The sequence below is a fragment of the Alicyclobacillus sp. ALC3 genome (genome assembly GCF_028751195.1).
Lineage (GTDB): Bacteria > Bacillota > Bacilli > Alicyclobacillales > Alicyclobacillaceae > Alicyclobacillus_L.
This window is the reverse complement of record NZ_CP066785.1, coordinates 107320-120205: the sequence shown is the minus strand read 5'-3', so window position 1 is coordinate 120205 and position 12886 is coordinate 107320. Positions and strand designations below refer to the sequence as shown.

9 protein-coding genes are annotated in these 12886 nt (G+C 52.3%); all 9 read left to right on the top strand.

All coding sequences use genetic code 11. The features are described from left to right. Window positions 1–69: 69 nt before the first annotated feature. The 9 genes from JC200_RS24130 (at window position 70) to JC200_RS24090 (ending at window position 12860) form a co-directional block, all read left to right on the top strand. Window positions 70–525: a hypothetical protein gene (locus tag JC200_RS24130; protein WP_274436706.1), complete on the top strand. Its 456-nt coding sequence runs from the start codon at window positions 70–72 to the stop codon at window positions 523–525. 6 nt (window positions 526–531) lie between these two features. Further along, complete coding sequence (locus JC200_RS24125) at window positions 532–1188, top strand: hypothetical protein (protein ID WP_274436705.1); 657 nt, start codon at window positions 532–534, stop codon at window positions 1186–1188. A gap of 59 nt (window positions 1189–1247) precedes the next feature. After that, entirely contained in the window at window positions 1248–1487 is a 240-nt protein-coding gene (locus JC200_RS24120; protein WP_274436704.1) for a type II toxin-antitoxin system Phd/YefM family antitoxin, read from the top strand. A gap of 176 nt (window positions 1488–1663) precedes the next feature. Next, window positions 1664–2722 carry a DUF6094 domain-containing protein gene (locus tag JC200_RS24115; protein ID WP_274436703.1) on the top strand — a complete coding sequence of 353 codons (1059 nt, stop codon included), beginning with the start codon at window positions 1664–1666 and terminating at the stop codon, window positions 2720–2722. An 81-nt stretch (window positions 2723–2803) separates the two neighbouring features. Next, window positions 2804–6070, top strand: coding sequence for a DEAD/DEAH box helicase (locus tag JC200_RS24110; RefSeq protein WP_274436702.1), 3267 nt, complete (start codon window positions 2804–2806; stop codon window positions 6068–6070). Window positions 6071–6168: 98 nt separating this feature from the next. After that, window positions 6169–6609, top strand: coding sequence for a Cas9 inhibitor AcrIIA9 family protein (locus tag JC200_RS24105; RefSeq protein WP_274436701.1), 441 nt, complete (start codon window positions 6169–6171; stop codon window positions 6607–6609). 14 nt (window positions 6610–6623) lie between these two features. Continuing rightward, a complete protein-coding gene (locus JC200_RS24100) occupies window positions 6624–8213 on the top strand; it encodes a PcfJ domain-containing protein (RefSeq protein WP_274436700.1) in 1590 nt (529 codons plus the stop codon). Window positions 8214–10000: 1787 nt separating this feature from the next. Further along, complete coding sequence (locus JC200_RS24095) at window positions 10001–11914, top strand: HsdM family class I SAM-dependent methyltransferase (protein ID WP_274436699.1); 1914 nt, start codon at window positions 10001–10003, stop codon at window positions 11912–11914. Beyond that, window positions 11895–12860 (top strand): restriction endonuclease subunit S, encoded by a 966-nt coding sequence (locus JC200_RS24090; RefSeq protein WP_274436698.1) that lies wholly within the window; start codon window positions 11895–11897, stop codon window positions 12858–12860. The genes JC200_RS24095 and JC200_RS24090 overlap by 20 nt, the downstream gene beginning before the upstream one ends. Window positions 12861–12886 lie beyond the last annotated feature (26 nt).

The following is a 12886-nucleotide window of genomic DNA, read 5'->3' as shown; positions in this document are numbered from 1 at the left end:
TGTAACCCCAGTACGAGGGGCATTCTTCTCTCCCCTCGTACAACGGGGAGAGATCGAGGAGTTGGGAGCATGAGCAACGAAATCGCGAGGGCAAAGCTGGAGGCCTTTTATAGGGCAGGCGTAGGCCTCTCAAACCACTGGCACGAAGGACTGAACGAGGGATATCCCTTGGAGGCGTCATTCGACGAGTGGCTGCAGAACACTATGAAACCCTGGGTGGAAGCGGCGCTGTTTGGACGGCCACTTCGGGTGGGCGTGCTGATTTATCGCGGCAGGCATGGCGACACAGAATTCGCAACCGTCATCGCCCAAGACAACCACATGCAAAAGGCATGGTTTAGCCGACCGGAGAGTCAGGTAAGGCCAACTGACTTATCAGTCGTCCAGTATGTGGAGTGGGGGACGCACACGCAAAACCTCACCAACATCGGCGGATATTTCAAATTCGACGTCACCCGAGCAGACCTGATGGATCGAATCCGCGCCGACTGGCACGAACAGTCGCGGTTGCGAGTGGCGAGGTGATTGCCAATGCCACTCATCCAGCTTGATTTGTTCGGTTGGCATGAACAATCACAACGTGCGCTGCCTGGCGTAGACCAAGAGGAAGTCACGGCAGACGTTCTCGCAGCGGCCTTGATCAAATACTTCGGCCACTGGGTGAAGGAGAGCCCAAGACTCCTTGCGGACGACACCACGGTATGCGATACGCTCATCGGCATCCACAAGCGATTTTCGCGTCGGCAGCTTCGACTTGTCTACAAGACATCTGTTTGGGACGAGGCGTGGGAACAGTTCAACGCCTACTACCTCACCCATCGGTCTCGTGGCAATGCGTACTTCGGCGAGTGGTTGTCGGCGACGATGCCTGAGCTCCACGTGTTCAGACAACAAGCGCTCAGCGATTCCTGTGGCGGATGTCTTACGGACGTCGACCTCATTGACCGTGAGCTGTGTGTCTATGGATACGACGGTGGCAAGTACTTGGTGGCCACGCCAACGGAGTTCCAACGACTGTCGACGTGGTACAAGCCGTACTGGGCTGACATCGGCGCACCAATCGTTACCATCGAGAACGTAGAGATTCTCATCTACGCGGTCGATGACCATCACAAGGTGGAATTCAACGACAAATACCGCCGTGTTCCAGCGAAGCTACACCAAGCGAGATATGGGAGCCGTACTTGAGACCGACTGCCACCACGGATAAACTGGTCGCAAAGACTGGTTTCGGTGAGGTGTGTGACATGAAAGAAGTCGGGTCGTATGAAGCCAAAACGCATTTGATAGAGCTCTTGGATGACGTGGCGAATGGCGAGACGATCGTGGTTACGAAACAAGGGAAACCCGTAGCTAAAATCGTTCCGTATCAGGCCGCAAACATGTCAGTCGATGACATCAACCAACAGTTTGAGCGTTTGCAAAAGTCAATTCCAGCAGCAGGGCCGTCTATTCGAGACATGATCGAAGAAGGTCGGCGTTTCTAATGGAGGTTGTACCGGATGCTTCGGTCGCGCTGAGTTGATGCTTTCCGGCATGGTCTTGTATTGGATTTAGCACAACGCCTGAAATGGCCACTATAAACAGGGAGGTGAACCCCTCCGTCTTGCGCGTTTGGGACGGAGGGGAGACCCTCGTCCATCGTGCACGGCGTGAGGGCACTATGCGCTACGAAGGAACAGCCAAGATGGGGTACTTCCCCACGCCACCGACGATGACAGCGAAGATCAAGGATCGTCTTGTTTTTGAGGGGCCCGTTCGACTCTTTGACCCTTGTTGCGGGGAAGGGGACGCACTTGCCGGCATTTCGGCATCGGTCTCCGACGCCAACAAGACATACGGCATCGAACTCGACGGGTACCGCGCTGACCAGGCGACGACGAAGCTACATCACGTCGTCAACTGTGGATATGAGGTGGCGAGAGTAGAACCAGCAAGTATGCAGATGCTGTTCCTCAATCCCCCATACGATTCGCAATCTGGGCTTGGCGGGTTAGAAAATCGGAAGGAACTTCGGTTCCTGCGTGACCTCGCCAAGCCAGTTGCACCAGGCGGCGTCCTGGTGTTCGTCATTCCGAGATATACACTGGGTCCTGCGATGGTGAACGCTCTGCTTCACCGTTACACAGACGTCGCCGTATATCGGTTTGATGACAAGGAATATGAAGCGTTCAGGCAGGTTGTGGTCTTTGGACAACGCAGGCTGAAGAACCTCACCAGTAGCAAGGAAATGCCCGAAGCAGACATTCAGGCGAAAAATGGGCTTCTCGCGTATGGCAAGAATGAGGACCTGCCAATGCCCACGCTGGACGAACCAGATGGACGGATATGGACCGTTCCTGTCGCAGAAGACATCGAAGCCGACACGATGTTTCGTGGATATATCCTTGACGATGAGGAGCTGCGCCAAGACCTGGCACACTCTGAGGCTTTTCATATCGCGGAGAGTATGCTCAGCGTATCGGACGTACAGGCACGACTCCGGCGACCGCTGTTGCCTTTCCGAAGGACGCACATCGCCACCTTGATTGCGGCGGGTGCGCTCAACGGAGCCATTGGCATCGGTGACAACCGGCACGTTGTGGTTGGCATGACACGCAAAGTGATCAACCGCGAAACAGTGACCCATGAGAACGGTTCTGAAACGGTGATTGACACCGAGTCCTACGTGACCGCGGTGCGAACCATCCAGCCAGACGGAACCATTCTCGACCTGCAATAAACCCACAAAGGAGGCGAGAGCCCCGGTGTATCACGATCCGGGGCGCTGCCTCGGATGGGATGCATGCAGGGCGAAACTTACATGAAAATCATTGCTTACTCGGACCAGAAGAACTACCTTGAGGCCGCTGTCCACATGACGGTGACGCGACCCGGAGAAAAGGGAGACAACCTAATCGCGGCCGGCATTGTCGATCTCGACAGCACGACCCGTGCAATTGTCGCCCATGCAATCAAAGGCGATCGGCTGAGAATCAAGGAAAACCGACGCACGTTCAACGCGAATGACTTGTTCACGGACAAGTACGCATATCGCTTCGTCACGAGACCCATCGGCAAGCTCACGCATGCCGTGCTGATCCATAAGTCGGCGCTCGATGAGCAGTTGGAGCCAGGCGTACCTCGTGTACTGCTTGTTCCAGCGGGGGGCGACGTCGCAGACCTGTTCTTGCACCGATTTGCCAATGACTTCAATCTCCCGTATGTACCGGAGTGGAAGGACGACATTTGGCAGACGTGCAAGGAGCGGGACTTCGTACAAAACCTCACCGTATGGACGGATGAAGGCGTTGCAGAGTGGAAGGACCTACAGGCGTTCGAGTTAGCGCCTGAGTTGACCGAGGATGAGGCAAAGGACGTTCTTGGCCAGTTGCTTGGTGCAGGGGTCATTCAACTTCCCGAAGGGTTAACGGATGCGCCGGCATTGCCCGAAGCACTCCAACCCGACGAGAGCGGTGAATACCAGGTCATTGACTACTTGCAGACGTACGCCCCACACCTAGCAACAACCATCGAAGAGATGGCTGCACCTGCGCACGACCTCGACCGTCCGATAGACGCGCCGATTGCGCAGATGGGACGAGTGCCCTTTCCAGCGCAGGCTCACACCGTACAGGCGATTCTGAACGGTTACGAGAACTCAAAGGGCGTTATCACAACGGCGGACATGGGCACCGGGAAGACGATCACGGCGATTGCCACGGCAAATGCACTGTCTGCGAGAGCAACCATGCACGCTAAACGTGGTTTTGCGTGCATGGTTCTGGCGCCGGGTATTACGCTGCCGAAGTGGCAAAACACCGAGATTGGACTCACGTTGCCAAATGCGAGGGTGACAACCATTCGCAACTGGAAAGACCTTGTCCGGTACCGAGACAAGCGCGTACGTGGCGGGAACAAGGAAGAGATTGAATTCCTCCTGCTTTCCCGCGACACGGCCAAACTCGGTATGCCGAAGGCCCCAGCGCTGATTCACAAAGACCGCATGGCATTCGCGGACAGGGCGAACCTCGAACCTGCAAAGAAACCCATTCTGACCACGGACCCATCGGGGATGAAGGTGGTTCCCGGTGAAGCAGACCGTGCGAACGGAGTATATGTCATTCACGACGCCTGGGTCTGTCCGGAGTGCCACGGCATTCAACAGACCACGGACAAGACCGCCATCAAGGAGGCAAAGAAACTCGACAGTGGCATTGAGCAATTGCTCGAGTTGAAGCTCGGCTTTAACGACTTAGCGGCAGGGATTGGTGAGCATCAAGCGCTGTCATTCGGAGGCGTGAGGCGGCTCAAAAAGCAATACCTGTTTCACAAGTCGATCACCGAGTACCACTGTTCCGAGTGTGGCGCCAATCTGATGCGCGACTTGGTACCAGAACGGGAAACCGTACGAGGCTTGAAGCATCGACGCGTGCAACCCGCATGGTTCATCAAAAAATACCTACGTGGCCATTTTGATTTAACCATTGTGGACGAATTGCACCAGTACAAGTCGAACAGTGGCCAGGGTGAAGCGATGGGCTCCATTGTGGGCGCATCCAAACGAGTGTTAGCCCTCACCGGAACGCTGTCGGACGGAAAGGCATCGAGCCTGTACCACATTCTGTGGCGCATCTGTCCAGCAGAGATGAAGGCGGACGGGTTAAACCACCGCTCATTAAGCAAATTTGTACACCTGTACGGGGCAATGGAGACGCGGGGCCGCTATTCTGAGGACAATTTGACTTCAGCTGGCGGGTCAACATCTCGAAAGCTCGTCCTGAACCCTCCGAAAGAGGTGCCGGGACTGTCGCCAAAGCTATTTGTGAACCACTTGGCTGACAAGACGGTATTTCTCGAACTCGGTGACTTGGGACTCCCACTGGTGGAACTCGATGAGCGTCCAGTCTTCGTCGATATGGAGGAAGACCATGCGCTCGAGTACATGATGTTTCACAACAATTTGGAGCAGGAAATGAAGAAGCAGTACGCGCTTGGGAACACTCACGCGTTTGCTAAATTCATTCCGAGTGTAGTCAACGCCGCGAACCAGCCGCACGTCTCACAGACGGTAGAGCTTGGTGAGGATGGTGTCTACTTCTCAGCCCCAAATAGCGAGGAGCAGCTTTCCGCAAAAGAAGCCAAGGTACTCGAGGACATTCAAGCGGAGTTGGAGCAAAAGCGCCGGTGCATGGTGTACGTGCGCTACAGTGGCAAAGCCGATCAAGACAAGCGGCTTGCTGCCATCCTGAAAAGACACGGCATCCGGGTGGAAGTTCTGCCGGCAACGGTCTCTCCTGAGGATCGCATCGAGTGGCTGGAGAATGCGGTACAACGCGATGTGGAAGTCGTGGTTACCAACCCAAAGCTCGTTGAGTGCGGTTTGGACCTGATGCTCTTCCCGACGCTACTCTTTTACCAGTTCACCGACGAGATCAATACGTTGAGACAGGCGAGCAGAAGAGCATGGAGACTGATGCAGCACCGATTGTGTAAGGTGCTCTACTACGCTTACAACGGCACATACGAGATGGTGCAACTGAAACGTTTCCTCACGAAGCGCAGCCATTCGATGCTACTCGAGGGGAGATTGGACAAGTCAACCGTGGCTCAGTTTACCGAGCAGGATGACAAGTCGGCGTCAACCTTCGCGATTGCCAGCTGCCTTGGGAACGTCGAAGACCTATCCAGTAAGTGGTCAGCTTTAGCAGACAAGGACATCCCATCCGGTGTCGTCATGCTTGCAGAAGAGCAGTTCCAGGAGGAGATTGGCCGAGCGATGCAACGTCTGGCGTCCGAAACACGACGTTTGGCAGGTGTGTTCGAACCAGTCGAACTTCCGCAGCTGCAGGAGAACGCTTCTCACTCCAACAGACAAGACGACATACAAGGCAACCTGATGGACATGCCGCTGTTCGCAGCTGCTGCCACCTACACGAACGAAGACACGCCATCGTCCGCGCCGACTGAAAACGTCATCCCATTGACGGTGGGTAATTGGCGAGAGCAGATGGGCATGGTAGCGAAGGCAAAGCGCGTGAAGAAGATGGACAAGGTCGCAAACGACCAGGTACTCCTCTTCGCGCTGTAAGAAGTCATCCTCTGTAAACCCGGCCACGGGGGTCAGCACCACAACCCTCCGTGGCTAGGGGGTTGTGGGAATCACATACCACGACAGGAGGAACCGCCATGTTTGAAAAGGCTGTTGAAAAGCTCACTGAGGAAATGACCAAGAATGAGAAAAATCCGTATGTCCAGATGATCGGACAATACTTAATGAACCACCTGGAAGAGTATCCAGAGCATGCGGAGCAAGTCCTCGCCGATGGCAAGACCATCACGAAGAGCCTGGATGCCATGCGGCGGTTTGCGGAAACAAAACGGGTGGGCAACATGGCCGCGGTTTCCGATGCTGATGGATACGGGATTGTACTTCAGTACTTCGGATGTTGGGATGGAGAACCATTTGAAATCCCAGCTGAACCGGAACGCAAAGAGTTCATTCCGAATCCGGCACGCACAAATGCTCAAACTCGTACGGTCGGTGGAAAAGCTACCCAAGGTACCCCTACAAAGACTGAGGCTCCCGTGCAAATGTCGTTGTTCGACTTTGCTGGGGAAGCCAACTGAGGGGGATGGCGCCGATGAAAACCACTTTCAGTGAGTTCATGACACACTTCCCGACGCAGATCAGTCCTTTGTTGGCAGACTACGTACGAGACACCGTGCTGGAATCCAGCCGCTATCTGTTTGTGTGGAGAGAGAAGAAAGTACAGATGACCTACTGCACCCATTGCAAAGAGGAATACCCTCTCGGCATTGGGCAGGCGGCATACAAGCACAATGAAAAGACGACATGCCTAAACTGCTCGTCGGAGTGCACCGTAAAATACAGCGGCCTTGGGCGCGGCAAGTTGATCGATTCGGCCTACGTGGTCTGGTATGACAAGTCCGTCCTCGACCCAACCGCTGTCGTGGCCACGTGGTACTACACGAGCCGCGACTACCGCGAGGATTATCGGCAAGTGGAGACATCGTTCACGCCAATGGCCCGGTATCTGTTTCAACCGGGTCAGGGCGGACGAATGTTCACGAACCGGTGGTCTGGCGAGTGGAAGGAGCGGAAAACGGTCGGCGCGCTGATCAACGGACCGGGCTGGAGTTGGAGTTACAAGGAAGCGTACTGCTCTTACGAGAGTATCGAACGAGCAGTGGCAGGTACACCGCTTCAGTACAGCATGTGGAAGGAATACGAATCACAATCGTACTTCCTACTCGATTTCTTCGACCTGGCTGCCAAGTATCCGTGTATCGAGTACCTTACGAAACTCGGTCTCACAAAACTGGTGCTTGCGAAACTTCGGGGTGATAGAACCTACGGAGTCGTCAACTGGCGAGGCAAATCCAACGACAAGGTCCTGCGCATGAATCGGTCAGAGACACGGCAGGTCCTTCAAACGGTGAAAGAGATGCCGAATGTGATAGTTCCTCTCTCTCTGCATAGTTACCACTTCTGGCGAAAGCTCGGGTGGGACTTGCGCATAGAGGATGCGCATTTCTTAAGGGACCTAACCGATGGCTACTACATGAAGATGTTGAGTGAACATGAGCCATTCGGGACGCCTGTAGAGATTGCAAAGTACCTCCTGAAACAGCACCGGCGTCCAGACGCGCCGAACCACTATTCTGCAACGTCCGCTCTCACGGAGTGGCGGGACTATCTTCATCAGTGCAAAGAGTTGGGCATCGAGCTCACGCAGAATCACTTGATCTTTCCGTCTAACTTGCGTGAGGCTCACGATAAGACCACACGGAAAATCAAGGTGAAGAGAGACAAGGGGCTTAACCGCCTGATTGCTGCCCGACTCCCACAGTTGGAGGCGTACGCATTGGCCGACGACACTTTCTTCATTCGGCCTGCGAAGGACTCAATTGAGTTGTTCCAGGAGGGCAAGGCTTTGCAGCATTGTGTCGGGAGTTACTCTGATAGCTATGCTGTAGGGAAAACGGACCTGTTTCTCCTCAGACGAGTGTCCGAGCCAGATACGCCGCTGTGCACAGTCGAGGTCTCCGATGGGGTGATTCACCAAGCACGCGGATATAAGAACTCAGACCCAACAGACGAGGTGGAAGCATTCCTGCAGCGTTTCCTGAAGCACATGAAACAGCAATCGACGCGCTCCAAGAAGTCCAAGAGGACCGCAAAGGAGAATACCGTCGCGCTTGCCGGATAACAAGATAACTGGCCAACTGCTCTGAGGGGTACAAGCCCCTCTGGGCAGGAAAGGAGTTGCATTAACCATATGAGACAGGCGACAATGCAGCAGCCAAGGCGACAATTCGACATGCTGGTCCAACTCTACGGAGTGAGCCCAGACGAGCCAGTAGATGCACTGCAGTGCTCCGACTGCGGCAATTGGAACGACCTACAACGGTGGCTACGTGGATTTCACGTAGAGCACGGAGTGTATCGCACCGAAGGGCTTACGTGCCCCCGTTGCCGACACTTCCATGACCCGTTCAGGGAAACGGTCCAATTTTCGGCAGCAGAGCATTAAAGCCGTCCACTTACATTCCCCGCGTATGCGAGGTATTCACCTCCTCGCATACGCGGGGAACTACAACAGAAAGAGGTGGTTTATTTGAAGAACAAGAACTTAGAAAAGTCTTTGGTCAAGCAACTCAACGAAGATATGCTGGCCTGGGACTCCCAGAGGGATAAAAAGAGTGTCGATACGCTGCTTCGAGAAGTCGACGACTTGGGCCAACTTTACTATCTAAGTCGTCAGGCTGGTAGCCGTACCAACCTAACCACAATATAACTCATCACAGTCAGTGTATCTGCCATTGCCGTAATGGTGACTATTGAGGAAAAAACAAAAGCATTGGACGCGATTTCCGCTGTGGCAAGCATAATCGCGCTGTTCGTGTTTGTGTTATTCACGCGGAATTCCTTAAACAGACAAACGATCAACCTGGAGTTGAAGACGGCAATCGACCGCCGCATTAGAGATGTTGAGGCCACTCAACAAGAAGACCGAGAAGTCAGCGACCACGCTTAACGTCTACTAGTCTCACCCCGCGCCACGGCGGGAATCCACTTCCCTCCGTGGCCAACGGGGAAGTCTAAGGAGAATGGGCGATATGGAGTCGGACAGTTAATTGGAAAACTCGTGTACCTGAACGGCTGGAATCTGTTCGAGACATCCGTTGAGTAGGTATGTGGCTTCGCGGTAAACTATTGGTATTGGAAGATGATTGGGCGTCTGCGTCCATAAAAACACGGTAGTCGTGACCAAGTGTAGAAGTCAGTTCGGGGATACAAGATACGGTTGCGATGACGACGATAGTGGTCTGGCAACTGCAAAGGATGGCCTGACTAGACTCATGATGTGTTCTTGTGTTGCTGTGTCGGAGTCACACGGTCGTTGTTCATCGGAAGGCTCACCCCTTTCGGCTTAGTGTGAAATTGACGAGATTACTTATTCTTCTGATGGCGGAGGTAGCACAACTCTGTTCCCGTCTCAGAGTTGGTACGCCGATAAACTTTGTATGGCCGCCCGTAACCGCCTAGCTTCGTCCCTGAACGCTTCTGCCTTCTCTACCGTGTCCATAGCTTTTTAACATGGTTCAGTCCTCCCAGATTCCATAATAGAGTTGCTTTACACCTTATCCACCTTCGGGCATGATCCAACCTTCCAGTGGTCACCGTCACCATACGAAAATGTTACATAAATAATGTAGTGTGAATGGGTGGTTGCAAATGCAGTATAGACGACGTGACACAAGGGGCGCGTAGGGCTATACGGCGCTTAGAAACCGCCCTGAGCGTGGTCGTCGATTGTGTGGGAGAGGCCCCAAATGAGCCCTACGAGCCGTTACGACGCGGCTACGGGGCAATTAGCTTTAACGCCATGTGGTTTGACGTAATGCCTATTTTGCAGGATATTATCGGACAAGACAGAAAGAGTGATGAGTTAGTGCACACGGCCAATCACAGTTTTGAATTGAGGGGCACACAATGACCAACGAACGTATAACGGAGAATTTGGTTCGGGACAAGTTACGCGAATTGGGTTACATGTCTCAAACCGTAGATACTGTAGTGGAGGAACAAAAGAGCCACATCGAAGAGGTTAAGAGGCTCCTGAAGGGGGCAAGTAAATCTGGGAATGGAGGAAAAGGGTCTCCAGAGTTCATAATTAGTTCTCCCTCGTCACCAGACTTCCTTGTCATCGTAGAGTGTAAGGCAAGCACGAGGCAGCACGAATCCACAAATCGGAACCGCCCCATTGAATACGCTGTGGATGGTGCACTTCATTATGCGAGCGCGTTGTCAAGAGCCTACAACATCATCGCACTAGGTGTCAGTGGGCAAAGTACAGAAGAACTTAAGGTAAGTTGTTTCTTGTGGGCGAAAGGCGCTCTCGACCCAAAGCCTTTCACCAACGAACATGGAAGAGACGTTGAAACTATCTTGCCTTTTGATGACTTTATCCGTTTAGGATCATTCGATTCTGAAGTTTCCTTGCAGAGGCATGAAGACCTCATGGCGTTCTCACGAGAATTGCACGAGTTTATGCGAGACCACGCCAAACTAACGGAAAGTCAAAAGCCTCTATTGGTGAGTGGTACCCTTATCGCTCTGCGTAACACTGCTTTTGCTAAAAGCTATGATGAATACACGCCTGAGGAATTACAACGTCAGTGGATGCACGTAATACGGACAGAGATTGAAAAAGCTGACATTCCCAATACGAAAAAACCGAGCATGGTTCAGCCATATTCAAGTATTGCAGTTCATCCGGAACTTGGGAAATCAACCCCGAAGTATCCTAAGGGCGTGTTGCACGAACTCATTAGAAGGCTGAATGAAAAAGTTTGGCCATTTGTTAGCGTGTACCACGACTTCGATGTAGTTGGGCAGTTTTATGGTGAGTTTCTAAAATATACTGGCGGCGACAAAAAATCTCTTGGCATAGTATTGACGCCTCGTCATGTCACAGAACTATTCGCTTTGCTCGCAAATTTGAGTGTTAGAACGGACCAACAGAATGGACAAGACGTGGTTGTGGCAACTAAGATGCTGGACATTTGTGCAGGTACAGCGGGCTTCTTAATATCAGGAATGCAACAAATGATGCGCGTGTCCTCAACCGAGAGCGAGAGGAAATACATAAGAGAGCACTGCTTGGTTGGAGTGGAACAACAGCCAGACATGTACGCACTCGCCGCAAGTAACATGATTTTGCGTGGGGACGGAAAGGCCAATTTATACCAAGGTTCGTGCTTTGACTCTGGCATTACCAAGGCGATTAAGTCTCACAAATGTAATGTCGGTGTGCTTAATCCACCTTACTCACAAAGTGACGAGGAGTTACACGAGCTTGTTTTTGTGAATCATATGCTGAACTGTATTCAGAAAGGCGGAACAGGTATTGCAATCGTGCCGATGTCTTGCGCCATCTCGCCGCATACCATGCGTGAGACGATTCTGAAGCATCATACCCTAGAGGCAGTAATGTCAATGCCTGACGAGTTGTTTTATCCAGTTGGTGTAATTACGTGCATCATGGTATTTACCGCTGGGGTTCCGCACAAAGTAAGTAAGAGAAAGACGTGGTTTGGCTATTGGAAACACGATGGATTCGTAAAGACTAAAAACAAAGGTCGTATCGACTTGAACGGCGCATGGCCATCGATTAGAGACCGATGGCTGGAACAGTACAGAAACAGAGAGGTAGTCCCTGGCGAAAGTGTATCAGCATACGTAACACATGAAGACGAGTGGTGTGCAGAAGCGTTTATGGAAACAGATTACGGGCGAATAACAGAAGACGTATTCCAACAGGCCGTACAAAAATATATCATTTACCGAATGCTTGAAAATGCTAGTCGTAGAGATGGTGATTCCATTGACGAAGAAGTTGAGTGAGCTTTTTGACGTGAGATATGGCAATAGTCTCGAATTGAATCGACTTCGGCGGACCGGGCCTGAAGGAATACCGTTCATTTCGCGAAAAATGCACGACAACGGAATAGCAGCTTACGTAGAACTAATAGACGGGATTGAACCTAACCCTGCTGGAGAGCTGACTTGTGCCATGAGTGGAAACGGTGTGCTATCCACGTTTATTCAAAACCGACCCTATTACACTGCTTTCCATGTAGCGTGTTTGCGTCCACGCGTCAAACTAGACACGCAGGAATTGCTTTACTACTGTGTTTGTATTCGTGCCAATCGGTACCGTTATAGCTACGGGAGGCAGGCTAATCGTTCCTTGCGTGAAATTTTGTTACCATCTCCAGAGGATATTCCGAAGTGGGTAACCCATGCCCCTATTGGCCACGATGAAAGACTGATAGACAGCCTACTCAAACTGTCGTCGGTCAGTGCGGCGGAGGGTAGGACGGACACTGTCGGAGAGCAACGAGTCGCCGTTGGAGAGCTATTTGACGTTATCTACGGAACGAATCTTGAGCTCATCCGACTGGAACGGGATCAAAATGGGATTAACTTTGTTTCAAGAACCGCGAAGAACAATGGAGTCTCTGCACGCGTGAAGCTAATTTCAGACGTTGAACCCAATCCCGCAAAGGTGCTTAGTGTAGCTGGGGGAGGTTCAGTTCTTGAGACCTTCCTGCAATTGGAGCCTTTTTATTCTGGACGTGACTTGTTCTACTTGAAGCCTAAAGTTGAACTGAATGAAGAGGAACTGCTGTTCTATTCTGCTGTCATTCGAGCTAACCGATTTAGGTTCAACTATGGACGTCAAGCCAATAAGACTTTACCTTTCTTGCCGATTCCCACGCGTGAATCGATACCGTTGTGGGTCTACGGAGGCGTACAACGTCAAGTCGACAGGCTGTTCTCACGGTAATGTAGACGAATGCATTGCATGAAACG